Below are 25006 nucleotides of genomic sequence, written 5' to 3'. Positions count from 1 at the left end.
CCCACCATGCAGTGCCCGTTCTGTGACGAGCGCGCCACGCGCGTCGTCGACTCGCGCCTGGCGGCCGAAGGCAGCCAGGTCAGGCGACGGCGCGAGTGTCCCGAATGCGGCGCGCGCTTCACGACTTTCGAAGCCGCCGAACTCGTGCTGCCACGTATCGTCAAGAACGACGGCACGCCGGAGCCTTTCGACGAGGACAAGCTGAGAAAGGGCGTGACCCGCGCGCTGTACAAGCGACCGGTCGCGGCCGATGCGATCGATACGGCTATCAGTCATATCCTCCAGCGCCTGCGCACGGATGCCGAGCGCGAGGTCGCTTCGCGCCAGCTTGGCGAGTGGGTCATGGAAGAGTTGCGCGAGCTCGACCAGGTCGCTTTCGTGCGTTTTGCTTCGGTCTACCGGCGGTTCGAGGACGTCCAGGCGTTTCGTGAAGAGATCGAGCGGCTGGAAGCGACGCCCGGAAAACGCAGTGGCCAGATGTCGCTGATCGATGCGGCTGCCAGCGAGGGAAGCAGCGAGACGTGAGCGAGTCGCCAGTGCGCCGGGCCGTGCATGCCTATTTCATGCAGCGGGCGATCGAGCTCGCGGGCAACGGCTGGTATACGACCCGGCCCAATCCGCGGGTGGGCTGTGTCCTCGTGCGTGACGAGACGGTGATCGGCGAGGGCTGGCATGAAAAAGCCGGCGAAGATCACGCCGAAAAGGCTGCGTTGGCTGATGTGGACCGTCGCGGCGGCAACGCAAGGGGGGCAACCGCGTACGTCACGCTCGAGCCCTGCAGTCATACCGGGCGCACCGCGCCCTGTGTCGATGCGCTGATCCAGGCCGGGGTTGCTCGCGTCGTAATCGGCGCTCGTGACCCGAATCCTCTGGTCGACGGACGCGGTATCGCGCGGCTTGAAGAGGCCGGTATCGACGTGGTCACCGATGTCGTGGCCGACCGGTGCGAAGCGCTGAACAACGGTTTCAATCAGCGCATGCGTCAGCAGCGGCCTTGGGTCAGGGTCAAACTGGCGATGACGCTCGACGGCCGGACCGCCGCACCTGACGGCAGTAGTCAATGGATCACCGGTGAGGGCGCGCGCAACGATGTCCATCGCCTGCGCGCCGAGAGTGGGGCGGTAATGGTCGGGCGGGGCACGTTGCTGAGCGACGATCCGTCCCTGAACGTCCGGTTGCCCGGCGAGTGGCCGCAGCCGCTGCGGGCGGTGCTGGACAGCCAGCTGGAGATCACCCCTCAGGCACGTTTGCTGGCGCTGCCGGGCGAGACGCTTATCTACACGGCCAGCGGCGACAAGGCGCGTATCGCGCAGTTGGAACAAGCGGGCGCGCAGGTCGTGCCGATCGGTGTGAACGGCGCGGGCCTGGATCTGTCCGCCGTGCTGGCCGATCTGGCAGCGCGCGAGATCAACGATGTGCTTGTCGAGGCCGGCGCCACGCTTGCCGGTGCGCTGGCATCGGCCGGGCTGGTCGACGAATACGTCGTCTACATCGCGCCGAAATTGCTTGGCGATCGCGGACGCGGCCTGCTGCAGCTTCCGCACATTCAGAACATCGCGGATGCCAAAGCGCTCGTGATCGACAGCATCGAGCCGTGCGGCCAGGACTGGCGGATCACGGCACGGCCTGTCGCAAACTAGAAGGACTGACCATGTTCACCGGAATCATCAAGGGCATCGGCACTGTGGCCGAGATGGAAGCCCGGGGCGGCGATACGCGCATAGTGATCGACGCCGGCGAAACGGACCTGGGCACGGTCGCGCTCGGTGACAGTATCGCGGTGAGCGGCGTCTGCCTGACCGCGGTCGAACTCGACGGCAACCGCTTCGCAGCCGATGTCTCACAGGAGACGCTTTCGCTCACGACGTTGGGCGCGCTTGAACCAGGGTCACCCGTCAATCTCGAGGGCGCGCTGCGCGCCGGCGAGCCGCTGGGTGGGCATCTGGTATCGGGCCATGTCGACGGCTTTGGGGTGCTCGAATCGCGTGAGCAGGATGCGCGGTCCTGGCGGCTGGTATTTTCCGTGCCGAGCCATCTCAAGCGCTTCTTCGCGCCCAAGGGTTCGGTCTGTGTCGACGGCATCAGCCTGACCGTGAACGAGGTCGAAGGCGAGCGCTTCGGCGTGAATATCGTGCCGCATACCATGGAACACACCACGCTCGGCGAACGCGCCGTGGGCGATCGCGTCAATCTCGAGATCGACGTGATCGCGCGCTATCTGGCCCGGTTGAACGCGGTCGACTGACACGCGGCCGGCGCCGGGCGAGCCGGTGCTAGACTGCCTCGCGGCTGCGTGCATCATGCCAGCTTCGCGGCCCGTATCCAGCGTCTTTCAAGGGAAGCAATTATGGCTATCAGCCCGATCGAAGAGGTCGTGGATGACATGCGCAACGGGCGCATGGTCATCATGCTCGACGACGCCAATCGTGAGAACGAGGGCGACCTGATCATGGCCGCGGAATGCGTGCGCCCGGAAGACATCAACTTCATGGCGCGCTACGGGCGCGGCTTGATCTGTTTGACGCTCACCCGCGAGCGCTGCCGTCAGCTGCATTTGCCGTTGATGGTGGCCGCCAGCGATGCGGAGCAGTCGACCAACTTCACCCTGTCGATCGAAGCCGCGGAGGGCGTGACCACGGGCATCTCCGCGCATGACCGCGCCCAGACGGTACGCGCAGCGGTCAAGCGCGACGCCGCGCCGTCGGATCTGGTCCAGCCCGGGCATATCTTCCCGCTCATGTCGCAGCCGGGCGGCACGCTCGCCCGCGCCGGGCATACCGAAGCCGGATGCGACTTAGCGCGTTTGGCCGGGCTGGAGGCGTCGTCGGTGATTGTCGAGATCCTGAACGAGGACGGCACCATGGCCCGTCTTCCGGACCTCGAGGCGTTCGCTGCCGAACACGACATCAAACTCGGCACCATCGCCGACCTGATCCGCTACCGGATCGAGAACGAGCGCACCGTGGTGCGCGTGACCGAATCGCAGGTCGAGACCGAGTTCGGGCCGTTCACGCTCTACTCGTTCGAGGACGAGGTCGACAAGGTGCTGCACTTCGCCATGGTGCGCGGCGAGATCGATGCCGAGACGCCGACGCTCGTGCGCGTGCATGTCCGCAACACGCTCGCCGACATGCTGGGCGTGCGCCACGGCGATTTCGGCTGGCCGCTGCGCGACACGCTCGCCCGCGTGGCCGAAGAAGGCTGTGGCGTGGTGGTGATCCTGCGCAAGCCCGAGACCGCGCGCGAGCTGATCGAGCGCATCCGTATCGTGGAAGGCAACGCGCCAGAACACAGTCATGACGGTGTCGGAGACGAGAGCCGTATTCTGCGCACCTACGGTGTCGGCGCGCAGATACTCACGGATCTGGGCGTACGCCGTATGCGCGTTCTGTCGGCGCCGATGCGCATGCAGGCGATTTCAGGCTTCGGGCTTGAAGTCGTCGAATACGTTCAGGGCGACGAAGTTCAGGACGACTAAGTGCCTGCGGGCCCCGTGGCTCGTGCGATAATAGATTCCAGAACACATCAAGGCAGCGATCATGCGCAGCATTCAAGGAGAATTCGACGGCGACGGTCTTCGTATCGCCATCGTATCCACCCGTTGGAACGACGATATCGTCGATCGTCTGGTGGACGGCGCGCTGGACGTGCTTACCGACTGTGGCGTGGACGAGGACGACATCACCGTCGTGCGCGTGCCCGGCGCCTTCGAGCTGCCGCTGGCGGTGGATAGGCTCGCCGAGGGCGACAGCTACGACGGCATCATTGCGCTCGGCGCGGTCATTCGCGGCGATACGCCACACTTCGATTTCGTCGCCGGTGAGTGTGCCAAGGGCCTCTCGGCCGCCGCGCTGGAATATGGCGTACCGGTCGGTTTCGGCGTGATCACGGCAGACAACGCCGAGCAGGCCGATGCCCGCGCACAGCCGGACGAAGACCATAATAAGGGCGCGGAGGCGGCCAGTGCGGTCGTCGAGATGGCGAACCTGTTGCGCCTGATCAGCGACGAATAGCAGGCGAGCGGCATCTTCAAGTGATCATCAGCGACGACCAGATCCAGTATCAGCCGGCCGACGGCGACGAGAGCCCGGACGAGGAAACGCTGCCGACCCCGGCGCGGGTGCCCGGCGGGGCGCGTATTCGTGCGCGCATGGCCGCCGTTCAGGCGATCTATCAATGGCGCATGAGCGGCACCGATGTCGGTGAACTGATCCTGCAGTTTGCGCAGGCCCAGCGTCTGCGTGATCTCGACCGTGAATACTTCGAAGTATTGCTGCGTGGCGTAGCCTACGACGGCAAAGCACTCGAAGCTGCTTTCGACAAGCATCTGAGCCGGCCGGCATCCCAGCTGGATCCCGTCGAACACGCGATCCTGCTGCTGGCGACCTTCGAACTGCGCGATCGTATCGAGATCCCATTCGCGGCGATCATCAACGAGGCCACCAACCTGGCCAAGGTATTCGGCGCCACGGACGGCCATCGCTTCATCAACGGCGTGCTGGATGCGACCGCGCGCTCGCTGCGCGCCGACGAGATCCGCGGGCGCCGTTAGCACGGCGCGGCCCGCATCGTCCGATGCGTGAATTCGCGCTCATCGACCGGCTCAAGACGCGTCTGGCCTCGCGCCGCACGGACACGCGCCTGGGCATTGGCGACGACGCGGCGCTGATCGCGCCCGCCGCCGGCGAAGAGCTGGCGATCACTACCGATACGCTGATCGCCGGGCGCCATTTTCCGAGCGATACGCCGGCCTTCGATATCGGCTACAAGGCGATTGCCGTCAATCTCTCCGACCTCGCCGCGATGGGGGCCGACCCGGCCTGGGTCACGCTCGCACTAGCAGCGCCCGAACTCGACGAATCCTGGTGCGACGCCTTTCTCGATGGCGCCTGCGCGGCGATGGGCGATGATCCGATCGATATCATCGGCGGGGACACCACGCGCGGTGACCTGTCGATCACCGTGACCGCGATCGGGCGACTGCCCGTCGGGAGCGCGCTCCGGCGCTCCGGCGCGCAGCCGGGCGACGTGATTGCCGTGACCGGCACGTTGGGCGATGCCGCCCACGGGCTGGATTGCTGGGACGAGCGCGCACAGGCGAATGCCGACGAGACGTTTTGTATCGAACGGCTCGCGCGGCCGCGCTGGCGCAATGGCGCGGCCCTGCGCGCGTTGGCCCACGCAGCGATCGATATTTCCGATGGGCTTGTGGCCGATCTGGGGCATGTGCTGGCGGCCAGCGGTGTAGGTGCGCGGGTGAATGTCGACGCGTTGCCGGTATCGCCGGCGCTGGCAGGATGTGTCGATACAGCGCAGATGCGCGCCTGCCAGCTGGGCGGCGGGGATGATTACGAACTGTGCATAACGCTCGCGCCGGGCGATCTGGAGCGCGCGCAGGCGGCCCTGGATTGTCCGCTAACCGTGATTGGCGAAGTCGAGGCCGAAGCCGGTCTGCGCCTGGTCGATGCGGCGGGTCGGCCGTTTGCCTGGGCCGGTGCGGCCGGCTGGGATCACTTCCCCGACGCGTAGCGCGCTCAGCGGCTGCAGGCCGGCTGGAAACCGAGGGTGCAGGCGCGATGGAAATGGCCGCTTGCCTGCGACGGTTCGCCCAGGCCGCTGCGGCTTTCGGCGAGCAGGTACAGCGCCCGGGCATTGTCCGGCTCTTTCGCGAGCAGATGCTCGAGAGCCGTCACCGCGCTCTCATAGTTGCCTTCGTCGACATAGAGTCGGGCGAGCGTCTCGCGGGCTTCGCCGTTGTCGTCGTTCAGGGAAAGTGATTGGCGCAGGTCGATTTCAGCCTCGTGTTGCGCGCCTTTTCCTGCAAAGGCGAGGCCGCGTCGATAGTAGGCGTCGGCTGAATCCGACTGGAGTGCGATCGCTGCACTGAATTCATCGATCGCAGCGTCGTAATCACCGTCCGCATAGGCGTTCCGACCGCGCTTGAGCGCGGCATCGGCCGCGTATTGACGGTAGCCGGTTGCACCGTTCGCGGTCAGAAGTTCCGCGATTTCGCGGCGACCGTCCTCGAGCGCCAGGGCAAGCGGGGCAACGCCGCCCGCACCGGCGTTCGGGTCGGCGCCGCGCGCGAGCAGCAGGCGCACGGCGTCGGGATGGCCGCCGGCGACGGCCTGGAACAGTGCGCGACGCCCCTGGTCGTTGCGTGCCTCGATCGTCGCGCCGAGATCGAGCAGGTAGCCGATCATCGGTCGATGACCTGAGCGTGCGGCCATGATCAACGGCGTGTTGTCCTTATGATCGGTACGGCCGATATCCGCGCCGGCAGCGACCAGTATATGTGCCATCTCGGTGTTGCCCTGGTCGGGTTGCCAGGCGGCGACCCAGAGCGGCGTCTGTTTCCATTTGTTCTCGGCGTTCACTTTCGCGCCGGCCGCGATCAATGCACGAGCGACAGCCGGGTGGTAGCGCTTGGCGGCCCAGTGCAAGGCGGTGAAGCCGTTGCGGCCGTCGCGGGCCTCGAGTTCGGCGTCGCGCCCGATCAGTGCGCGAACAACATCCAGGCTGCCGTATTCAGCGGCCACGTTAAGCGGCGTCTGCCCATCGGGCGTGCGAACGTTGGGGGACAGGCCGTTGTCCAGCGAGGCGCGTACCGCGCCCACGTCATCGCGCGCCGCGGCGTGATGGATACACTGCCAGTCCTTGCGTTCTTCCTTGGTGACATCGCGGGCCTTGGCGACCACGCAGCCGATATCCATATGCGGATCCACCGCCAGCACGCCGAGTGCGCCAGCGACTGCAATCAGAACTATCGCGAATACCCATTTCATAGATCCATCATAATCCAAGGCTTCGCCTGCAGGGCGGCACGTGTATTGCGCTTGCCGGTAAACTGTGCGGCCTGTTTCGCCCAGCTTCAGTTCCGCGTTGCCCATGATCCATCTGCACGACAGCCTCAGTGGTCGGCGTCAGCCGCTCGAAACCCTCGAACCGGGCCATGTGCGCCTCTATGTGTGCGGGGTTACGGTCTACGACTACTGCCACCTCGGCCATGCGCGGGTGATGATCGTGTTCGACATGTTCGTGCGGTATCTGCGTGCGCAGGGCTGGCGGGTGACTTATGTGCGCAACATCACCGATATCGACGACAAGATCATCAACCGCGCGCGGGAAACCGACGACACACCGGAAGCCATCGCGCTGCGCTTCGCCGAAGCGATGCGCGAAGACGAAGCCGCGCTGGGGCTGGAAGCGCCGAACCAGGAGCCGACCGCGACCGGCCACGTAGAACAGATCATTGCCATGATCGAGCGTCTGGTGGAAACCGGTGCAGCGTATGTCGGCGAATCCGATGGCGATCGGGCGGATGTCTACTACGACGTGAGCACGTTCGAGAACTACGGTGCGCTGTCGGGCCGTCGCACAGAAGATCTGCGGGCCGGCGCGCGGATCGCGGTCAACGAGTCCAAGACCGACCCGCTCGATTTCGTGCTCTGGAAAGCCGTCAAGCCGGGCGAACCCAGCTGGGAATCGCCCTGGGGCCCGGGCCGGCCCGGTTGGCATATCGAGTGCTCGGCAATGTCCACCCATTGCTTGGGCGACAGTTTCGATATTCATGGCGGCGGGCTTGATCTGCAGTTCCCGCATCACGAGAACGAGATCGCGCAGAGCGAGGCGGCCACCGGCCAGCGCTATGCGACGCGCTGGATGCACAACGGCTTTGTCACCGTCGACGACGAGAAGATGTCCAAGTCGTTGGGCAACTTCCTGACCATTCGCGACGTGCTCGATCGTTACGACGCCGAATCCGTGCGCTATTTCGTGCTGTCCAGCCACTACCGTAGCCCGCTCGCCTATACGGCAGAAGCAATGGATGCCGCGACTAGCTCGTTAAGCCGGCTCTATACCGCGCTGCGGGACGTGCCGGGCAACAGTGTCGAAAGCGAGGCTGCGGACGCGTTTGAAGCCCGGTTTACCCAGGCAATGGCGGACGATCTGAATACGCCTGCTGCGATCGCCGTACTGTTCGAAATGGCGCGTGAAAGCAACCGCCTGAAGACGAGAGAGCCCGAGGAAGCCGGCGCGATCGCGGTGCGGCTCAGGGTGCTCGGCGGACAGATCGGGCTGTTGCAGCAGTCGCCCGAGGCGTTCCTGCAGGGCGGGCAGGCAACCGGCCCCGATGCGCTCGATGCGGAGACCGTCGAAGATCTGCTTCACGAGCGTCGTGAAGCGCGCAATGCGAAGGACTTCGCCCGGGCGGACGAGATCCGCGATGAACTGACGGCGAAAGGGATCGCGCTCGAAGACGGCCCGAACGGCACGCTCTGGCGGCGCGTCTGAGGCCGCGGCGCGCGTTCTACTGAGTGCGCGCCTCGCGTAGCTCTGCCGCCCGCAGGGTGTTGCTCATCAGCATGGCGACGGTCATCGGGCCGACGCCACCGGGCACGGGTGTGATCCACGCAGCCCGCTCGGCGGCGGCTTCGAATTCGATATCGCCGACGAGCTTGCCGGAATCCAGTCGGTTCATGCCGACGTCGATTACGGTCGCATCCTTGCGAATCCATTCGCCCTTGATCAGCCCGGGCTTGCCGACGCCGACGACAAGGATTTCGGCTTGGCCGACTTCATATTCCAGATCGCGCGTGAAGCGGTGGCAGACGGTCGTGGTCGCGCCCTTGAGCAGCAGTTCCAGTGCCATGGGCCGGCCGACGATGTTTGAAGCACCGACCACCACCGCCTGGCGCCCATGGAACGGTTCGCCAACGGCTTCGAGCAGGCGCACGATACCCAGCGGCGTGCAGGCACGCAGCTGCGGTACACGCTGGGCGAGCCGACCAACGTTATAGGGATGAAAGCCGTCGACGTCCTTGTCCGGGCGTACGCGTTCGATGATCGCGCTGGCATCGATATGGTCGGGCAGGGGGAGCTGTACGAGAACACCGTCGACCGTGTCGTCGGCATTGAACCGGTCGATCATCGCGATCAACTCGTCCTGCGATATATCCGCCTCCGGGTAGACCGCCTGCGAGACGAGTCCCGCTTGCTGGCAGGCCTCGATCTTTTTGCCGACATAAATCTGTGATGCGGGATCACTACCCACCAGGATGACGGCCAAGCCCGGTGCGCGCTTGCCGGATTGGGTTCTTTCAGTCACCGCTTCGCGCACGGCGCGCCGATAATCCAGAGCGATCTGTTTGCCGTCGATGAGGCGGGCTGCCATGGGCGTCGTGCCGGTCGAATGAGGACGCGGATTTTCGCACGGTCGGCAGACGGCGACAATTTACCGACCGTCGCAGAATGCTCGCATGAGGCCTTCTGACCAGATAGAATCCGCGGCGCAGAACGTCGCTTGCCGCCACGCGGCGGCGACAGAGTCCGAGAAGCCCCATTTCGGCTCATGGTGTGGGAAGACACGATCGGGGCATGGCGCAGCCTGGTAGCGCACCTGCTTTGGGAGCAGGGGGTCGCAGGTTCGAATCCTGCTGCCCCGACCATCTTCACCCAGCCGTTATCGTTGTAAGCTGCAACAACGGCCGCTTTAAAACCGTACCCTCGCGCCCGTAGCTCAGGGGATAGAGCAATGGCCTTCTAAGCCATCGGTCGCTGGTTCGAATCCAGCCGGGCGCGCCATTGCTATGGGCCGCCGGAGCGCGGCCCATAGCAATGGCATATCCAACTAGTTATTCGAACCAGCGACAATCAACAAGCTTGGTTCGACGGATGCGCACAGCGCATCCGAAGAGTGCGGCGCCAGCCGCACTGGCCCGAAGGGTGAGCAGGCGCAGCCTGCGAATCATCCAGCCGGGCGCGCCATTCATACAGGCCGCCGCAGCGCGGCCTATATGAATGGCATATTTGACTAGCATTCGAACCAGCGGCAAATAGAAAAGCGTGGTTCGACGGGTGCGCACAGCGCATCCGAACGGCGCGGCGCCCGCCGCACTGGCCCAAAGGGCGAGCCGGCGATAACCAGATCGCCGAGCGAGTCTTGAGCCGATTGCTGATCGACGGACGCTGTACCTGTCTTCATGCAGCGATTGGGGTATCCACACGCCTATACGCGCGTACGGATGACTGATATGCCTTCGTAGCGCCAAGCTCTCGTCGAATGCTCGCCTAATCGGGCCTCCGAACTCCGCACGGAACGCCCGATTGGAAAACGCTCCGCTTGGCACTGAGTTCTCAGCGATCGAAGGCTATGCGTTGCCGTTTGGCGCGAAGCGGGCGGGGCCTCCATTGCCCACACGAGGCGCTGACAGTCGAGCAATCGATGGCATGGCGAATCGCGCTGGAAGCCAGAGCCGCGGGCGTGCTCGCGAGTACTGGGCTGCCCTATGTCGAACCGAATCGCGACAAGGGGTGGCATCCGCGATCGAAGATGACTAGAATACGCCGCCTGCGCAGTTGCGGGATCTGGCAAGATCCCCGCTTATGACTCGCAGCATGCTTTCGATGGTGGGCGTAGCTCAGTTGGTAGAGCCCCGGATTGTGATTCCGGTCGTCGTGGGTTCGAGTCCCATCGTCCACCCCATCCCCGTGCCACGCATGGGTTGGCGAAAGCAGAATCGGCGCTTATCATAGCGTCTGGCGATCGACTGATCGCCCACTGATGCAGGTATCGCCGCATCTCGGATGGGCCGTTAGCTCAACGGTAGAGCAGTTGACTCTTAATCAATTGGTTGTAAGTTCGATTCTTACACGGCCCACCATCTTTCCCTGACTGATATGTCCCCGGCGGGCTTGTTTGCTGCCGCTTTGTCTCGTGTACACGGCAACTGCGACGTTGGTCTGAATCAAGCGGCGTGAGGGGCAGCCGTTAGTTCGTAGTAAGTCCTTCTGCGAGCGTTCGATTCCATGGGTTCCAGATTGAGCTATCTCGACGTGCTGGCGACCGTCCACACGTCGCGGTTGGGTTTTCTGCGTCGTTACCGGCTGCAGCGGGTCTCAGCGCGTTGCGGCGACCCGACGCTGGCGCGCCTGATTTCGGATTTGCTCTCGGCAAGGCCAGGCCTGGGTGAGGAGGCGGAAGCAGGGGCGGCGGGATGTCTCGAAGCGTTGGAGCGGTACTGCCATGACCGCCTTTTTCCGCTCGACAGGGCGCAGTCCGCTCAAGCCCGGAACGTGCCGCGCCCGCAGAGTGGGGAGCCGCGGTTCCGAGGGACAAGTCCGAGAGAGCGCTCAGCTCGTCCGGTCATTGGCTGAGGTGCACGAGGCTCCGAGCGTTTACGCGGGCAGCCTTTGCGTTGATGCTTGATCCACTGGCTTTCAGCGGGCATGCCCGCTAGCGAGAGCGGTGGTTTGTCCGATTGCTCCGCGCGACTGAGGTCGCGGCGGTTGAATGCACTCTCGGCGGACCCATCTCTGACAGCTGTACACGCACCGCTTTACACAGGCAGGCGATGGAAACGCTGGATCTCAACAACAAGGAATTGATTACTTCTCGCATCGGCTTGGGCACCTGGGCGATCGGCGGCTGGATGTGGGGCGGCACCGACGAGGCCGAATCGATCCGCACGATCCAGAGCGCGCCCGATCATGGCGTCACGCTGATCGACACCGCGCCGGTGTATGGATTCGGGCGATCTGAAGAGATCGTCGGCAAAGCGGTCAAGCAGGGCGGTATGCGCGATCAGGTCGCGTTGGCAACCAAATGCGCCCTCGAATGGGATTCGAAAGAGCGCGTCGCGCGTAATGCCACGAGGCAGCGCATCCTCAAGGAGGCGGACGATTCGCTGAAGCGCCTGCAGACCGATGTTATCGACCTGCTGCAGGTTCATTGGCCGGATCCGAACGTGGATGTACGAGAAACCGCCGAGGCGATGGCGCGACTCAAGGACGACGGCAAGATTCGCGCGATCGGCGTATCCAACTTCACGCCGGCGCAGATGGACGCCTTCAGCGAAGTGGCGACGATCGACGTCGCGCAGAACCCGTACAACCTGTTCGAGCGTCAGATCGACGACGACGTCTTCCCTTGGATTCGTGAGCACGACACGCGGTTGCTGGCTTACGGTGCACTGTGCCGTGGTCTGCTTTCCGGGCGCATGCATGCCAATCGCGAATTCCCGGGCGATGATCTGCGCAACAACGACCCGAAATTCCAGCAGCCGCGCTTCGACCAGTACTTGGCCGCCGTGAACGAGCTGCAGCAGTTCGCTCAGGAGCATTACGGCAAGAATGTGCTCGATCTAGCCATCCGCTGGGTGCTGGATCAGTATCCGCATGGCGTGGCGCTATGGGGCGCGCGCAAGCCGGATCAGCTCGATGCGGTGGATGACGTATGGGGCTGGCAGCTCGACGACGCCGCACGTGAACAGATCAAGCAGATCGTTGATAAGCATGTGGTTGATCCGGTCGGGCCGGAATTCATGGCGCCGCCCGCGCGCAAGTAGCGCGATCGTCCAGCCCGGTGGTCCGCAGCCGGGGTGGGCAGGCTTGATATACTTGCGGGTCGATAATTTCAAACGCCGGCGCCGCGACTCGGGGCGCCGTTCATACCAGACGATCGTATAGAGGTAGTTAATGGACGTTTCTGTTGAGAATCCCGGTGGGCTGGCCCGTCGCCTCAAGGTTCAGATCCCGGCCGAGCGGGTGAGCGAAGCGGTGGACGCGAAGGTCAAGCGCGTCGGTCAGCACGCCAAGATTCCGGGGTTTCGTCCGGGCAAGGCGCCCTTGAAAGTGCTTTATCAGCGCTACGGTGCCCAGGCGCGCCAGGAAGCAGCCGGCGAACTGATCCAGAGCGTCTACCCGGAAGCGATCGAGCAGGCCGAGCTCAAACCGGCCGGCCAGCCGCAAATCGAACTGGGCGACTTCAACGAAAACCAGCCGCTTGAGTTCACCGCCAGCTTCGATGTCTATCCCGAGATCGCGCTGACTGGCCTGGACGGCATCAAGGTCGAAAAGCCGGTTGTGGAAGTCACCGATGCGGACGTCGACAAGACGATCGAGCGCATCCGTGACCAGAACAAGACGTATGAAGCGGTAGAGCGCGAATCCCAGGACGGTGACCAGGTGGTTGTCGACTATGTCGGTCGTATCGACGGTGAAGCCTTCGAAGGCGGCACCGGCAACGATATCGAGGTCAATCTCGGCGAAGAGCAGTTCCTGCCGGACCTCGAGCGTGCCCTCGTGGGCCGCAAGGCCGGCGAACAGTTCGACGTCGATGTGTCTTTCCCTGAGGATTACGGTGCCAAGGATCTGGCCGGCAAAACGGCCAACTTCGATGTCACGGTCAAGACCGTCAACGAATCCAAGCCCGCCGAGATCGACGAGGCCTTTCTCCAGCAGATGGGCATCGAGGAGGGCGGCGTCGACGCGCTCAAGGAAAAGGTCCGCGAGTCGCTGGATCAGGAAGCCAAGCACGCGGTCGATACAAGTGTGAAGACGCAGGTCATGGACGGCGTGCACGAGGCCAATCCGATCGAAGTACCCGAATCGATGGTCGCCCAGGAAATCGACCGCATGCGAAAGGAAGCACTGCAGCGCATGCCGCAGGAGATGCAGGGTGACGAAGAGCAGGCCAAAAAGCTGCTGCCGGACGAGGTTCTGCGTGAGAACGCCGAGCGCCGCGTGGCCCTGGGTCTGTTGATCGCGGAAGTGATCTCCGAAAAAGAGCTCGAGCTCGACCAGGAACGCGTGAACAAGAAGATGGAAGACGTCGCCTCGGGCTACGGCGATCAGGCCGAGCAGGTCAAGGCCTACTATCAGCAGAACCCGCAGCTCATGCAGGGTCTGCAGGCGATGGTCATGGAAGAGCAGGTGGTGGACAAGCTGCTGGAAGGCGCGACGGTCACCGAGAAGGAAACCGAGCTCGACGAACTACTTAACGCCCAGCGTCAGAACGGTTGATCGAGACGTTTCGACGCCACTGAAGCGGCAAGGAAATACCAAGCTTATGGCAGATACTAGTCAGAACATGCCGGCCCAGAATCTGGGCCTGATCCCGATGGTCATCGAGCAGACGGCGCGTGGCGAGCGTTCGTTCGATATCTACTCGCGCCTGCTCAAGGAGCGCGTGATCTTCGTGGTCGGTCCGATCGACGACCACATGGCCAACCTCATCGTCGCCCAGCTGCTGTTCCTCGAATCGGACAATCCCGACAAGGACATCCAGCTGTATATCAACTCGCCGGGCGGCGTGATCACCGCCGGCATGTCGATTTACGACACGATGCAATTCATCAAGCCCGACGTGGCCACGATGTGCCTCGGCCAGGCGGCGAGCATGGGCGCCGTCCTGCTCGCCGGCGGCGCGGCCGGCAAGCGTTACTGCCTGCCGAATTCGCGGGTCATGATCCACCAGCCGCTGGGCGGCTTTCAGGGGCAGGCGACGGATATCGAAATCCACGCCCGTGAAATCCTGCATGCCCGCGAACGCCTCAACGAGGTGCTGGCGCACCACACGGGCCAGCCGCTGGACAAGATCAAGAACGACACCGAGCGTGATTTCTTCATGAGTGCGAAAGAGGCGACCGACTACGGTGTCCTCGACGATGTGCTCACATCGCGCGCGGCGCTTTCGGGCCAAGGCGCCGGTGGCGACAAGTAATCGTCCCGGCTGAAATAAGTAAACGCCTTGTTTCATGACACGGGGATTTAAAAACCGTGACAAGCGTTTATCCGGTATGCCATACAGGACGTATGGCAGGCCCAGACTGAAGAGGTCCTAAAACAATGGCGGAAGACTCCAACAGCAACGGCGGCTCGAACGGTAACTCCGGCCGCACCCTCTACTGCTCGTTCTGTGGAAAGAGCGAGCATGAGGTTCGCAAGCTGATCGCTGGTCCGTCGGTATTCATCTGCGACGAGTGCGTGGATCTGTGCAACGACATCATGCGCGAGGAACTCGCGAGCAAGCCGGCCAAGAAGGGCCTGCCGAGCCCGCAGGAAATCAAGCATGTGCTCGACGATTACGTGATTGGCCAGGAGTCGGCCAAGAAGATTCTCGCCGTGGCGGTGTACAACCACTACAAGCGCCTGAATGCCGAAACCGGCGAGGGCGAAGTCGAGCTGCAGAAGTCCAACATCCTGATGATCGGCCCGACCGGCTGCGGCAAGACGCTGCTGGCCGAAACGCTAGCGCGCATGCTCGACGTGCCGTTCGCGATCGCCGACGCCACCACGCTTACCGAAGCGGGTTATGTCGGCGAGGATGTCGAGAACATCATCCAGAAGCTGCTGCAGAAGTGTGATTACGACGTGGACAAGGCCCAGCGCGGTATTGTCTATATCGACGAAATCGACAAGATCTCGCGCAAGTCCGAGAACCCGTCGATCACGCGTGATGTGTCGGGCGAGGGCGTGCAGCAGGCGCTGCTCAAGCTCATCGAGGGCACCACGGCCAGCGTGCCGCCGCAGGGCGGGCGCAAGCACCCGCAGCAGGAATTCCTGCAGGTCGACACCGGCGGCATCCTGTTCATCGTCGGCGGCGCGTTCGCTGGCCTGGACAAGACGATCTCGAGCCGTGAAGGGCATTCGGGCATTGGCTTCTCGGCCGAGGTCAAGGGTCAGGACGACAAGCGTTCGCTCGGCGACATGTTGGCGACGGTCGAGCCCGAGGATCTGGTCAAGTACGGCCTGATTCCCGAGTTTGTCGGTCGCCTGCCTGTAATCGCGACGCTCGAGGAGCTCGACGAAACCGCGCTGATCTCGATTCTGCGTGAGCCCAAGAACGCGCTCACCAAGCAGTACGCAAAGCTGTTCGAGATGGAAGACTGCGAGCTCGAGTTGCGTGACGATGCGCTGCGCGCCATTGCCGAACGCGCCATGGAGCGCAAGACCGGCGCCCGTGGTCTGCGCACGATTCTCGAATCGATCCTGCTCGACGTCATGTACGAATTGCCGGCGATGGAGAACGTTTCGAAGGTTGTCGTCGACGAAGCCGTGGTGAAGGGCGATGCCCAGCCATACATCGTCTACGAGAACGCAGACGCGACACGCGCCGGCGCCTGACCGGTCGGCGCCCGAGGGGCGCCGTGAGTCGGGTATGCGGGCTGTGATTGAAAACAGCCCGTATACCCGCAATCTTCAGGTGAAATCCACGGTGGCCGGCGTTCTGCCGGCCGCTTTTTACGCGAGGGTCCAATGACGGACAACACCCTGGTACCTGTACTGCCGCTACGGGACGTCGTCGTCTTCCCGCATATGGCAATCCCGCTGTTTGTCGGCCGCGAGAAGTCGATCACGGCGCTGGAAGCGGCGATGGCCGAGGACAAGAAGATCCTCCTGGTTGCCCAGAAGTCGGCGGATATCGACGATCCGGGTGCCGAAGACATCTACGAGGTCGGCACGCTGGCCTCGATTCTGCAGTTGCTCAAGCTGCCTGACGGTACCGTCAAGGTGCTCGTCGAAGGTGCCGATCGCGCGCGGCTGCGCAACCTGCATGAGGCCGACGGAAGTCTCGTCGCCAGCTGGGATGTGATCGAGGATGGCGAGGACGACAGTGCCGAAGCCGATGCGCTCATGCGCTCCGCGGTCTCGACGTTCGAATCCTACGTCAAGCTCAACAAGAAGGTGCCGGCCGAGCTGTTGCCGTCGCTGTCCAGCATGGACTCGATCGGCCGTTTGGCCGATACCATCGCCGCGCATCTCAATCTGAAGTTGGACGAGCGTCAGGACGTGCTCGAGATCGCGGACGCGCAGGCGCGTCTGGAGCATATCGTCGCCAAGACGGATGCCGAGATTGAAGTGCTGCAGATCGAGAAAAAGATCCGCGGCCGCGTGAAGCAGCAGATGGAGAAGTCTCAGCGCGAGTACTATCTCAACGAACAGATGAAGGCCATCCAGAAAGAACTGGGTGAAATCGACGACGCGCCGAACGACCTCGACGAACTCGAAGACAAGATCGAGAAGGTCGGCATGCCCAAGGAGGTCAAGAAAAAGGCCACCACCGAGTTCAACAAGCTCAAGAGCATGTCACCGATGTCGGCGGAAGCCACCGTCGTGCGCAATTATCTCGACTGGCTGGTCGACGTGCCTTGGAAGAAGCGGTCCAAGACCAAGATCGACCTCAAGAAGGCGCAGGAAACGCTCGATGCAGACCATTACGGTCTCGAGCGGGTCAAGGAGCGCATCGTCGAGAATCTCGCGGTTCAGAGCCGCGTCAAGAAGATCAAGGGGCCGATCCTGTGCCTCGTCGGTCCGCCCGGCGTGGGCAAGACGTCGCTTGGCCGTTCGATCGCGCGGGCGACCAATCGCGAATTCGTGCGCATGAGTCTTGGCGGCGTGCGCGACGAGGCCGAGATCCGCGGCCATCGTCGGACCTATATCGGTGCGCTGCCCGGCAAGATCATCCAGAACATGGCCAAGGTCGGCGTTCGCAACCCGCTGTTCCTGCTCGACGAAGTCGACAAGATGGCAATGGATTTTCGCGGCGATCCCGCCTCGGCGCTGCTGGAAGTGCTCGATCCGGAGCAGAACAATACCTTCGGCGATCACTACCTCGAAGTGGATTACGACCTGTCGCAGGTGATGTTCGTGTGCACAGCGAACACGCTCAACATTCCGGCACCGCTGCTCGATCGCATGGAAGTCATTCGTCTGTCGGGCTATACCGAGGACGAAAAGGTCAATATCGCCGAGCGTTATCTGGTGCCCAAGGCGACCAAGGATAATGGCCTCAAGGACGACGAGCTCGCGATCTCCGAAAACGCGTTGACCGACGTGATTCGTCGCTACACGCGCGAGGCCGGCGTGCGAAATCTCGAACGCGATATCAGCAAGATCTGCCGCAAGGTGGTCAAGGAACTGGTCAGTCAGGAGAAGGAGGGCGCAGTTCAGGTCTCCAAGCGCAATCTCGACAAGTATCTCGGCGTGCCCAAGTTCCGCTACGGTCGTGCCGAAGAGAACGACAGCGTCGGGCAGGTGACGGGTTTGGCCTGGACTGAGGTCGGCGGCGAATTGCTGTCGATCGAGTCGGCCGCGGTACTCGGCAAGGGCAAGCCGCTGCACACCGGCTCGCTGGGTGACGTCATGCAGGAGTCCATTCAGGCGGCGCTCACGGTGATCCGTTCGCGCTCCGCTGCGCTGGGCCTCGAGCGCGACTTCATGCAGAAATACGACCTCCACGTGCACGTGCCGGAGGGCGCAACGCCCAAGGATGGCCCGAGCGCAGGCACCGGCATGTGCACGGCGATGATCTCGTCGCTGACACAGATTCCGGTGCGAGCGGATGTTGCGATGACGGGTGAGATCACGCTCAGAGGCGATGTATTGCCGATTGGCGGCCTCAAGGAGAAATTGCTGGCTGCCCATCGTGGTGGCATCAAGATCGTCATCATCCCGCACGAAAACACCAAGGATCTCGCGGAGATACCGGCGAATATCAAGAATCGTCTTGATATCCGGCCGGTGCGCAAGATCGACGAAGTGCTCGATATTGCCCTCACGCGCAAGCCGCGACCGCTCGACGAAGAGCAGGCGAGTGCGGACAATCCGGGCAAGAATGATCCCACTGGCATCCGGGCGCACTAGGCGCCCGGTGTCCGCGTAGGTCGACAACGCGTAACCCTTTGTTGACGGTAGAAAGAGGCGCTTGGTATAACAGCGGCTTATGTTCGTGCCCTGGCGTTTGAATACAGGGGCTCGGACGCGCATGGTCGGCGATGCGTTCGCGATCGAGCGCACACCACCTGGCCCGTTCGCCGGGCCTCACAGATCACTTGTTTCATTCCTCAGGGGAATCTTGCTATGAACAAAACTGAACTAGTCGACGCGGTCGCTGATGATGCCGACCTGTCCAAGGCCGACGCTTCGCGTGCCGTGGATGCCATGATCGACGCCGTGACCGACGCCCTGAAGAAAGGCGACAAGGTATCTCTCGTGGGCTTCGGCGTGTTCTCCGTTCGCGAACGTGCTGCCCGCCAGGGCCGCAACCCGAAGACTGGCCAGTCGATCACGATTCCGGCTGGCAAAACTCCCGGTTTCAAGGCTGGTAAAGCACTGAAAGACGCTGTAAACTAGCGCGCCTTCGCTGGGTAAAACGGCGAATCACCGATACGTCGGGCGGGTGCTTAGCTCAGTTGGTAGAGCGTCGCCTTTACACGGCGAATGTCGGCGGTTCGAATCCGTCAGCACCCACCAATCAAGGTTTTCGGAGCGGTAGTTCAGCTGGTTAGAATGCCGGCCTGTCACGCCGGAGGTCGCGGGTTCGAGTCCCGTCCGCTCCGCCAAGTTCTTGTCGATGTGCGCATCGACTCGGGCGATGAAAGGCCCTCTTGTTGAGGGTCTTTTTTATTTTTCACGCAGCCTTTGGGCTGTGCGTCGCGACTGCGCCTTCACAGGTGCGGCCGGGGCAACGTTTCGGAGCGGTAGTTCAGCTGGTTAGAATGCCGGCCTGTCACGCCGGAGGTCGCGGGTTCGAGTCCCGTCCGCTCCGCCAGTCTCTGTCGATGTCCGCATCGACTCAGGCAATGAAAGGCCCTCTTCGGAGGGCCTTTTTTTATGCTCGCCATACGCTCACGCGTGATCGCTGCGTGATACAGCGCTTACTCCCATGAGCGGCCCGTCTACGGCACAATGGCGGCTTCGCGCGACAGGCATGTGACCTTGCCGTTGCGCACGAGCTAAAAGAATCAACGCGGGAGCGCGATCAATGCTGCAGAGAATTCGCGACAACGCCAGTGGCCCATTGGCCTACGTTGTCGTTGCCGTCATCACCTTGGTTTTCGGTGTCTGGGGCATCGGGTCTTATTTCACGCCGTCCTCCGATCCGGTGGTCGCCAACGTCGGTGGCACGGATATCACACGCAACCAGCTACAGCGCGCCTATGATCAGCGCTATCAGCGGCTGCGCCAGATGATGGGCGATAACTTCGACCCGAGCGTGATCTCTTCCGAGCAGCTCCGGCGCACGGTTCTCCAGTCCATGATCAACAACGAAGTGCTGAACCAGTACGCACAGGAGGCCGGCTATCGCGTGACGGACGCGGGGCTGCTCGCCGCGATTCGTGGCAACCCGCAGTTCCAGTCTGATGGCAACTTCTCGGCCCAACGCTATCGCGGACTGCTCGCCCAGGCCGGGATTGCGCCGGCGCAGTATGAAGCCAGCCTGCGCGACGATCTCAAGAGCCGCCAGCTGCGTGGAGAAATCTCGCAGACTGCGTTCGCGTCGCCGGCCGAGGTCGATCAGGCCTATCGGCTGGCCAATCAGGAACGCCGCATGCGTTATCTGGCCTTCGATCCGGTCAACTACAAAGACGCCGTCGAGGTCAGCGACGACGAGATTCAGAGCTACTACGATGACAACGGCGATGCGTTCCAGACGCCGGAGCGGGTGAAGCTGTCTTATGTTTCTCTGGACCGCGCCAGTGCGCAGGGCGGCGCAAGTGCGCCTGATGAACAGACGCTTCGTGATCTGTTCGAGCAGAACAAGTCACAGTTCGGCGATGCCGAACAGCGCGGCGGCGCGCAGATTCGGGTCGCGATCGAGGGTGACGGAAGCGCAGCGCGCCAGACGATTCAGGAACTGGCCCAGGCTGAAGGTGATCTCGAGGCTCGCGCTGAAGGCGTGGAAGGCGCCGAGTTCAGCGCCATTGACAGCGCCCAGCGCGCGGATCTCTCGGATGCGGTGGGCGATGCACTCTTCGAACTGGAAGAGGGCGAGACCTCAAGCCCGGTCAAGGCTGAGGACGGCTGGTATCTGGTCGCGCTGAGCGACGTCACGCCGGCCACAGAACCGAAGTTCGACGATCCCGACGTGCAGGCCCAGCTGAAGGCGATCGCCAGCGCACAGCAGGCTCAGCAGGCTTTTGCCGACAAGACCGAGCGGCTCGAGTCACTGGCCTATGAGGCGCCGAACGACCTCAAGACGCTGGCGGACGAACTGGATCTCGAGATCCAGACCACTGACTGGGTCACGCGTGAGCAAGGCCCGGGCATTGGCCAGTACGACGCCGTGCGCAAGGCGGCGTTCTCGGACGCCGTGCTTATGGACGAACTCAACAGCACGCCGATCCAGTTGGGCGCCGAGCGCCGCGTGGTGCTGCGTGTGTCCGAGCACGAGCAGGCCAAGCGCAAGCCGATGGAGGCCGTGCGTGACGAGATTCGTACGCGTGTGACGGAACGCAAGGCGAGCCAGCAGGCGCGCGAGGCGGCCCAGGCTGCGCTGGACAAAGCCGAGTCCGGCACCCAGCTTGATGAGCTCACGGCTGATAGCGGCGCGGCACTCGAAAGTCCCGGCTTCGTGCGTCGCACGACCCGCGAGGTCGATGCGCGTGTCCGCGAGGCGGCCTTCAACGTGCCCAAGCCGAGCGCAGACAAGCCGCGCTATCAGATTACGGCGACCAGCGACGGACAGATTGCGCTGGTGGGCGTGGATGACGTCCGTGAGGCCAGTAGCGACGAGAGTGAGACGCCGCGTCGTCAATTCGCTCGTCAGCAGCGCGATTATATCTCCCAGCTGGAGTACGCGGCGTTGGGCGATTTCCTGCGTAGCCAGGTGGACGTGGAAATCAACGAGGATCGTCTGAACTGATGATGCCCGGGTCCGGTGCTGCGGCGATGGCCGTGGCGCCGGCACACGACGCCAGCTCTGCGTGAGCGTGGTCATTTGGCCGGCTGATTGGCTGATCGGCCCATTGCAGCGCCGGCGCAAACTCAGAGCAAAAAAAACGCGGCCCTAGGGCCGCGTTTCTGTTTCCAGCTTTTTTGCGCCGTCGTCCTAGGCGTCGCCGGCGCCCGCCGTTGCACCCATGATCTGGTAGCCGGCATCGACATACAGGACTTCACCGGTGATGCCCGATGCGAGATCCGAGCCCAGGAAGGCAGCGGCGTTACCGACTTCTTCCTGCGTAACGTTACGACGCAGTGGCGCACCGTTGCGGGCATGCGACAGCATGTCGCGGAAACCGCGGATGCCGGCTGCGGCGAGGGTCTTGATCGGCCCGGCCGAGATCGCATTCACGCGGATGCCCTGTGGGCCCAGTTCCGCTGCCATGAAGCGCATGCTCGACTCAAGACTGGCCTTGACCGGGCCCATGATGTTGTAGCCAGGCATTACCTTGCTCGCGCCCAAATAGGTGAGGGTGACGAGGGAGGCTCGATCCGAGAGCATATGGCGCCCGGCCTTGGCCAGCGCGCCGAAGCTATAGGCGCTGATGTCATGGCTAATGCTCGCCGCCTCGCGGGTGAGCGTATCCAGATAGCTGCCGTTCAGTGATTCACGCGGCGCGAAGCCGATGGCATGCACCAGCACATCGAGTTCAGACCAGTGCTCGGCCAGCGACGTGAACAGGCCTTCGATCTCTTCGTCCTTGGCCACATCCAGCGGCAGGATGATCGACGCGCCCAGGCTCTCCGCCATCTTTTCGACACGCGGCTTGAGTTTTTCACCCTGGTAGGTGAGTGCGATCTCAGCGCCTTGGTCGCGCATGGATTGCGCGATGCCGTACGCGATCGAGCGCTCGCTTGCGAGGCCGGTGATCAGCGCTTTTTTGCCTTCTAGAAATCCCATGTCTGCTCCTGTAAGAGAACTGCCGACGACAGCGTGTCTAACCCGAGGAAACGGCGGGCTGGAGCCGCAGACGTTGTCCTGGACGAATAGTGCTGCCAGACGACATGTCGTTCAAGCTGCGCAGGGTCGTGACCTGCATCGAAAAACGGGCTGCAATCGACCACAGCGAATCGCCGCGCTCGACTTCGTAGAAATCGGGGAGCGGTGCCGGTCCGTCGATCGCGAGCGTTTGCCCCGGCTGGAGGGCAGTGTTCGGGCCCAACCGGTTCCAGCGTCGCAGATCGGCGATCGCTATGTCGTTGTCGCGCGCAATCTCCCAGAGGGAGTCGCCGCCGCGCACGACATGCGTGCTGGGCTCGGGCGGTGTCGCGGAGCCGGGAATCTCGATCTTCTGGCTTGGCCGTATCGAAGCCGTGACACCCGGATTGGCGCCTCGCAGGGTCGCGAGACTCACGTTGTAGCGATTGGCAATTTTCCCGAGCGAGTCGCCGGATTGGACGATATACGTCTCGCTCGGTTCGGCGACCGGGGCCGGCCGGCCCGGCGCACCGGTTGCCGGGATCTGGAGCTTCTGGCCGACTCGGATACGGTCGCCGCGCAGATGATTGGCTTGTCGCAGCGAGGCCACGCTCACCCGATATTGCTCTGCAATCCGGCCAAGCACGTCACCGCGACGCACGGTATGGGTATTGCGGCGTACGAGTTGGGTCGGTGGCGCCTTGGCGAGCGCCGCGCGAAAGCTCACGGCCTTCGCGGCGGGCACCAGCAGCCGCGCGCCGTCCCGCGGGGCACTGGCCCAGCGCTGCATTGCCGGATTGAGACGACGCAGATCTTCTTCGGACATGTCGAGCATGCGCGCCGCCACGGCGATTTCGGTCTGGCCGGGAAGTGCGACCGTTCGGGTCCGCGGGGTGTTGTCCAGCGTGGGCCAATCGATCCCGAAGCGGCTCGGCGTCGACATGATGCGACGAATGGCGAGCAGCTTGGGTACGTAGTCGGTGGTTTCCAGCGGCAGGTCGAGATCCCAGTACGCGCTGCCGCCGCCTTCACGACGCGAGCGCGCAAGGGCGCGATCTACACGTCCCGGGCCGGCGTTGTACGCCGCGAGTGCCAGCAGCCAGTCGCCGTCGTACCGGCGCTGCAGATTATCCAGATAGGCCAGCGCGGCCTCGGTGGAGGCGATCACATCGTTGCGGCCGTCGTACCACCAGTCGCGCGACAGGCCCATATGATCGGCGGTGCCGGGCATGAACTGCCACAGACCGCTGGCACCCATATAGGAACGTGCCGACGCGTCATAGCCGCTTTCCACGATCGGTAGCAGCGCGATCTCGGTGGGCATGTCGCGTTCGTCGATGCGCTGGACGATATGCCACAGGAACGGCTTGGCACGGTTCAGCGAGGCCTTCAGGTGACGTTGATGGGTGGCGTACTGCTGGGTCCAGCGCCGTACGCGTTTGCGGTCGCTGTTCGCGTCGATCTGAAAACCTTCGCGAATCTGGGACCAGAGATCCTGGTCCGCTTCCGGCCAGGCATGTCCGGTGGACGCTTCCGGCTCGGGCGTCGCCTCGGGCTCGGACGTCGCGATTTCGGCGTCTGCGCTCGGCACCTCGGCATCAACTGAAAGGCTGCGATCGACCGACGGTGTCGTGCTTGCCGGGGCATTCGGCGCGGTCGACTGGGAAGCGGTCGTTTGCGGCGCCTGGGTGGCGCAGCCGGCGAATGTCAGACCGATGCAGGCAATTAGCGCGACCCGCGCGCCATACGCCTTAGGAGGCATCCTTCCATTCACGCAGCGTCGCGAAAATTTCGCCGGGATCCGAGAGCGAGCGGCCGGCGCGCTGTTCGGCGGCAGCGACCACATCGGGGTGATCCCAGCGCAGGAACGGGTTGATCTCGCGCTCTTCGGCAATCGTGCCGGGCAGGCTGGGCCGATCATCGGCCCGCAACGTATTCACTTCGTTGATCACGGCTTCGATCGCAGCGTTGCCGGGTTCGACGGTTTGTGCGAACGCCAGATTCTTCAGCGTGTATTCGTGTCCGCCGTAAACCTGGGTCGACTCGGGGAGGTCGCGAAGCCTGGCCAGCGAAGCCTGCATCTGTGCATGTGTGCCTTCGAAGACACGACCGCAGCCGCCGCGGAACAGCGCGTCACCCGCGAGCAGCGCGCCGGGGGTGACATAGGCGATATGCCCGAGGGTGTGGCCGGGCACATCGATCACATCGAAATCGGCGTCGAGGAAAGCGAGCGAGAACTGGTCGCCGCCCGCAACCTTGTCGGTGATTTGCGCAACGCGGTCGGCCTCGTCACGGGGCCCGTAGACCGGTGCGGGGTGCTCGGCGAGCAGCGCATCGAGGCCGCCAACATGATCGCCATGATGATGCGTGATCAGATAAGCGCCGACGGCAAGCCCGTGTTCCGAAAGGTATTGCTGCACGGGGGCAGCTTCACCTGGATCAACGACCGCAACGGTGGTGTCGCCACCGTTGGCGATCACCCAGATATAATTGTCGGACAGAGCCGATAACGCGGTGATCTCAAGCATCCGCGAATGTTGCCAACCGCCTGAGACAAAATCAATTGTTTCGATTTCTCACTGG

General features: G+C 63.3%; 20 protein-coding genes and 7 tRNA genes. 22 read left to right on the top strand and 5 right to left on the bottom strand.

Annotation, left to right across the window (positions count from 1 at the left end):
* Nucleotides 1–6 precede the first annotated feature (6 nt).
* The 7 genes from nrdR (at nucleotide 7) to thiL (ending at nucleotide 5529) form a co-directional block, all read left to right on the top strand.
* Nucleotides 7–525: a transcriptional regulator NrdR gene (gene nrdR, locus SADO_RS15690; protein ID WP_353113082.1), complete on the top strand. Its 519-nt coding sequence runs from the start codon at nucleotides 7–9 to the stop codon at nucleotides 523–525.
* A complete protein-coding gene (ribD, locus tag SADO_RS15685) occupies nucleotides 522–1640 on the top strand; it encodes a bifunctional diaminohydroxyphosphoribosylaminopyrimidine deaminase/5-amino-6-(5-phosphoribosylamino)uracil reductase RibD (protein WP_353113080.1) in 1119 nt (372 codons plus the stop codon). Before nrdR ends, ribD begins: the two co-directional genes overlap by 4 nt.
* Before the next feature lie 11 nt (nucleotides 1641–1651).
* Entirely contained in the window at nucleotides 1652–2245 is a 594-nt protein-coding gene (locus SADO_RS15680; protein ID WP_353113078.1) for a riboflavin synthase, read from the top strand.
* 102 nt (nucleotides 2246–2347) lie between these two features.
* Nucleotides 2348–3478 carry a bifunctional 3,4-dihydroxy-2-butanone-4-phosphate synthase/GTP cyclohydrolase II gene (ribBA, locus tag SADO_RS15675; RefSeq protein WP_353113076.1) on the top strand — a complete coding sequence of 377 codons (1131 nt, stop codon included), beginning with the start codon at nucleotides 2348–2350 and terminating at the stop codon, nucleotides 3476–3478.
* A 61-nt stretch (nucleotides 3479–3539) separates the two neighbouring features.
* On the top strand, nucleotides 3540–4013 hold the full coding sequence (ribH, locus tag SADO_RS15670; protein ID WP_353113074.1) for a 6,7-dimethyl-8-ribityllumazine synthase: 474 nt from the start codon (nucleotides 3540–3542) through the stop codon (nucleotides 4011–4013).
* Nucleotides 4014–4033: 20 nt separating this feature from the next.
* On the top strand, nucleotides 4034–4552 hold the full coding sequence (gene nusB / locus SADO_RS15665; protein WP_353113072.1) for a transcription antitermination factor NusB: 519 nt from the start codon (nucleotides 4034–4036) through the stop codon (nucleotides 4550–4552).
* A gap of 23 nt (nucleotides 4553–4575) precedes the next feature.
* The gene (gene thiL / locus SADO_RS15660) at nucleotides 4576–5529 is read left to right on the top strand and encodes a thiamine-phosphate kinase (protein WP_353113070.1); all 954 of its coding nucleotides are present in this window, start codon (nucleotides 4576–4578) and stop codon (nucleotides 5527–5529) included.
* A gap of 5 nt (nucleotides 5530–5534) precedes the next feature.
* Here the strand turns inward: thiL and SADO_RS15655 are convergent, their stop codons facing one another.
* The gene (locus SADO_RS15655; RefSeq protein WP_353113068.1) at nucleotides 5535–6785 is read right to left on the bottom strand and encodes an ankyrin repeat domain-containing protein; all 1251 of its coding nucleotides are present in this window, start codon (nucleotides 6783–6785) and stop codon (nucleotides 5535–5537) included.
* Between the two features lie 103 nt (nucleotides 6786–6888).
* Between SADO_RS15655 and cysS the strand changes: the two genes are divergently transcribed.
* Complete coding sequence (cysS, locus tag SADO_RS15650; RefSeq protein ID WP_353113066.1) at nucleotides 6889–8295, top strand: cysteine--tRNA ligase; 1407 nt, start codon at nucleotides 6889–6891, stop codon at nucleotides 8293–8295.
* A 16-nt stretch (nucleotides 8296–8311) separates the two neighbouring features.
* Here cysS and folD read toward each other — a convergent pair whose 3' ends face one another.
* Complete coding sequence (folD, locus tag SADO_RS15645; RefSeq protein WP_353113064.1) at nucleotides 8312–9175, bottom strand: bifunctional methylenetetrahydrofolate dehydrogenase/methenyltetrahydrofolate cyclohydrolase FolD; 864 nt, start codon at nucleotides 9173–9175, stop codon at nucleotides 8312–8314.
* A 197-nt stretch (nucleotides 9176–9372) separates the two neighbouring features.
* Between folD and SADO_RS15640 the strand changes: the two genes are divergently transcribed.
* The 14 genes from SADO_RS15640 (at nucleotide 9373) to SADO_RS15575 (ending at nucleotide 21427) form a co-directional block, all read left to right on the top strand.
* A tRNA-Pro gene (locus SADO_RS15640) sits at nucleotides 9373–9449 on the top strand.
* Between the two features lie 60 nt (nucleotides 9450–9509).
* A tRNA-Arg gene (locus SADO_RS15635) sits at nucleotides 9510–9585 on the top strand.
* A gap of 825 nt (nucleotides 9586–10410) precedes the next feature.
* Nucleotides 10411–10486 (top strand) — tRNA-His (locus SADO_RS15630).
* Between the two features lie 103 nt (nucleotides 10487–10589).
* Nucleotides 10590–10664 (top strand) — tRNA-Lys (locus tag SADO_RS15625).
* A gap of 690 nt (nucleotides 10665–11354) precedes the next feature.
* Nucleotides 11355–12347 carry an aldo/keto reductase gene (locus SADO_RS15620; RefSeq protein WP_353113062.1) on the top strand — a complete coding sequence of 331 codons (993 nt, stop codon included), beginning with the start codon at nucleotides 11355–11357 and terminating at the stop codon, nucleotides 12345–12347.
* A 130-nt stretch (nucleotides 12348–12477) separates the two neighbouring features.
* Nucleotides 12478–13803 carry a trigger factor gene (tig, locus tag SADO_RS15615; protein WP_353113060.1) on the top strand — a complete coding sequence of 442 codons (1326 nt, stop codon included), beginning with the start codon at nucleotides 12478–12480 and terminating at the stop codon, nucleotides 13801–13803.
* 46 nt (nucleotides 13804–13849) lie between these two features.
* Nucleotides 13850–14503, top strand: a complete 654-nt coding sequence (gene clpP / locus SADO_RS15610; RefSeq protein WP_353113058.1) for an ATP-dependent Clp endopeptidase proteolytic subunit ClpP — start codon at nucleotides 13850–13852, stop codon at nucleotides 14501–14503.
* Nucleotides 14504–14628: 125 nt separating this feature from the next.
* Entirely contained in the window at nucleotides 14629–15906 is a 1278-nt protein-coding gene (clpX, locus tag SADO_RS15605; protein WP_353113056.1) for an ATP-dependent Clp protease ATP-binding subunit ClpX, read from the top strand.
* Nucleotides 15907–16038: 132 nt separating this feature from the next.
* Nucleotides 16039–18426 (top strand): endopeptidase La, encoded by a 2388-nt coding sequence (gene lon, locus SADO_RS15600; protein ID WP_353113054.1) that lies wholly within the window; start codon nucleotides 16039–16041, stop codon nucleotides 18424–18426.
* Nucleotides 18427–18642: 216 nt separating this feature from the next.
* Nucleotides 18643–18915, top strand: a complete 273-nt coding sequence (locus tag SADO_RS15595; protein ID WP_006915476.1) for an HU family DNA-binding protein — start codon at nucleotides 18643–18645, stop codon at nucleotides 18913–18915.
* Nucleotides 18916–18959: 44 nt separating this feature from the next.
* A tRNA-Val gene (locus SADO_RS15590) sits at nucleotides 18960–19035 on the top strand.
* A gap of 12 nt (nucleotides 19036–19047) precedes the next feature.
* Nucleotides 19048–19124: transfer RNA gene (locus tag SADO_RS15585), tRNA-Asp, on the top strand.
* Nucleotides 19125–19256: 132 nt separating this feature from the next.
* Nucleotides 19257–19333: transfer RNA gene (locus SADO_RS15580), tRNA-Asp, on the top strand.
* 213 nt (nucleotides 19334–19546) lie between these two features.
* The gene (locus tag SADO_RS15575) at nucleotides 19547–21427 is read left to right on the top strand and encodes a SurA N-terminal domain-containing protein (protein ID WP_353113051.1); all 1881 of its coding nucleotides are present in this window, start codon (nucleotides 19547–19549) and stop codon (nucleotides 21425–21427) included.
* 186 nt (nucleotides 21428–21613) lie between these two features.
* On the opposite strand, the gene SADO_RS15570 is transcribed toward SADO_RS15575, so the two are convergent.
* Genes SADO_RS15570 through gloB form a run of 3 tightly spaced genes read right to left on the bottom strand, consistent with a single transcriptional unit; the run spans nucleotide 21614 to nucleotide 24951 of the window.
* Entirely contained in the window at nucleotides 21614–22405 is a 792-nt protein-coding gene (locus SADO_RS15570) for an enoyl-ACP reductase FabI (RefSeq protein ID WP_353113049.1), read from the bottom strand.
* 37 nt (nucleotides 22406–22442) lie between these two features.
* On the bottom strand, nucleotides 22443–24185 hold the full coding sequence (locus SADO_RS15565; RefSeq protein WP_353113047.1) for a LysM peptidoglycan-binding domain-containing protein: 1743 nt from the start codon (nucleotides 24183–24185) through the stop codon (nucleotides 22443–22445).
* On the bottom strand, nucleotides 24175–24951 hold the full coding sequence (gene gloB / locus SADO_RS15560) for a hydroxyacylglutathione hydrolase (RefSeq protein WP_353113045.1): 777 nt from the start codon (nucleotides 24949–24951) through the stop codon (nucleotides 24175–24177). The genes SADO_RS15565 and gloB overlap by 11 nt, the downstream gene beginning before the upstream one ends.
* Nucleotides 24952–25006: the final 55 nt, after the last annotated feature.

This window comes from Salinisphaera dokdonensis CL-ES53 (assembly GCF_040361215.1).
Classification (GTDB): domain Bacteria; phylum Pseudomonadota; class Gammaproteobacteria; order Nevskiales; family Salinisphaeraceae; genus Salinisphaera; species Salinisphaera dokdonensis.
Note: the sequence above shows the minus strand (reverse complement) of the source record. Positions and strands in the feature narration are given on the sequence as shown.

Bases quoted from the DNA above. Each gene is read 5' to 3' on its own strand.
- lon (WP_353113054.1), top strand. From the start codon at position 16,039: ATGACGGACAACACCCTGGTACCTGTACTGCCGCTACGGGACGTCGTC.
- ribH (WP_353113074.1), top strand. From the start codon at position 3,540: ATGCGCAGCATTCAAGGAGAATTCGACGGCGACGGTCTTCGTATCGCC.
- nrdR (WP_353113082.1), top strand. From the start codon at position 7: ATGCAGTGCCCGTTCTGTGACGAGCGCGCCACGCGCGTCGTCGACTCG.
- gloB (WP_353113045.1), bottom strand. From the start codon at position 24,951: ATGCTTGAGATCACCGCGTTATCGGCTCTGTCCGACAATTATATCTGG.
- clpX (WP_353113056.1), top strand. From the start codon at position 14,629: ATGGCGGAAGACTCCAACAGCAACGGCGGCTCGAACGGTAACTCCGGC.
- SADO_RS15680 (WP_353113078.1), top strand. From the start codon at position 1,652: ATGTTCACCGGAATCATCAAGGGCATCGGCACTGTGGCCGAGATGGAA.
- folD (WP_353113064.1), bottom strand. From the start codon at position 9,175: ATGGCAGCCCGCCTCATCGACGGCAAACAGATCGCTCTGGATTATCGG.
- SADO_RS15595 (WP_006915476.1), top strand. From the start codon at position 18,643: ATGAACAAAACTGAACTAGTCGACGCGGTCGCTGATGATGCCGACCTG.
- SADO_RS15620 (WP_353113062.1), top strand. From the start codon at position 11,355: ATGGAAACGCTGGATCTCAACAACAAGGAATTGATTACTTCTCGCATC.
- SADO_RS15570 (WP_353113049.1), bottom strand. From the start codon at position 22,405: ATGGGATTTCTAGAAGGCAAAAAAGCGCTGATCACCGGCCTCGCAAGC.
- thiL (WP_353113070.1), top strand. From the start codon at position 4,576: ATGCGTGAATTCGCGCTCATCGACCGGCTCAAGACGCGTCTGGCCTCG.
- ribBA (WP_353113076.1), top strand. From the start codon at position 2,348: ATGGCTATCAGCCCGATCGAAGAGGTCGTGGATGACATGCGCAACGGG.
- clpP (WP_353113058.1), top strand. From the start codon at position 13,850: ATGGCAGATACTAGTCAGAACATGCCGGCCCAGAATCTGGGCCTGATC.
- SADO_RS15575 (WP_353113051.1), top strand. From the start codon at position 19,547: ATGCTGCAGAGAATTCGCGACAACGCCAGTGGCCCATTGGCCTACGTT.
- SADO_RS15565 (WP_353113047.1), bottom strand. From the start codon at position 24,185: ATGCCTCCTAAGGCGTATGGCGCGCGGGTCGCGCTAATTGCCTGCATC.
- cysS (WP_353113066.1), top strand. From the start codon at position 6,889: ATGATCCATCTGCACGACAGCCTCAGTGGTCGGCGTCAGCCGCTCGAA.
- SADO_RS15655 (WP_353113068.1), bottom strand. From the start codon at position 6,785: ATGAAATGGGTATTCGCGATAGTTCTGATTGCAGTCGCTGGCGCACTC.
- tig (WP_353113060.1), top strand. From the start codon at position 12,478: ATGGACGTTTCTGTTGAGAATCCCGGTGGGCTGGCCCGTCGCCTCAAG.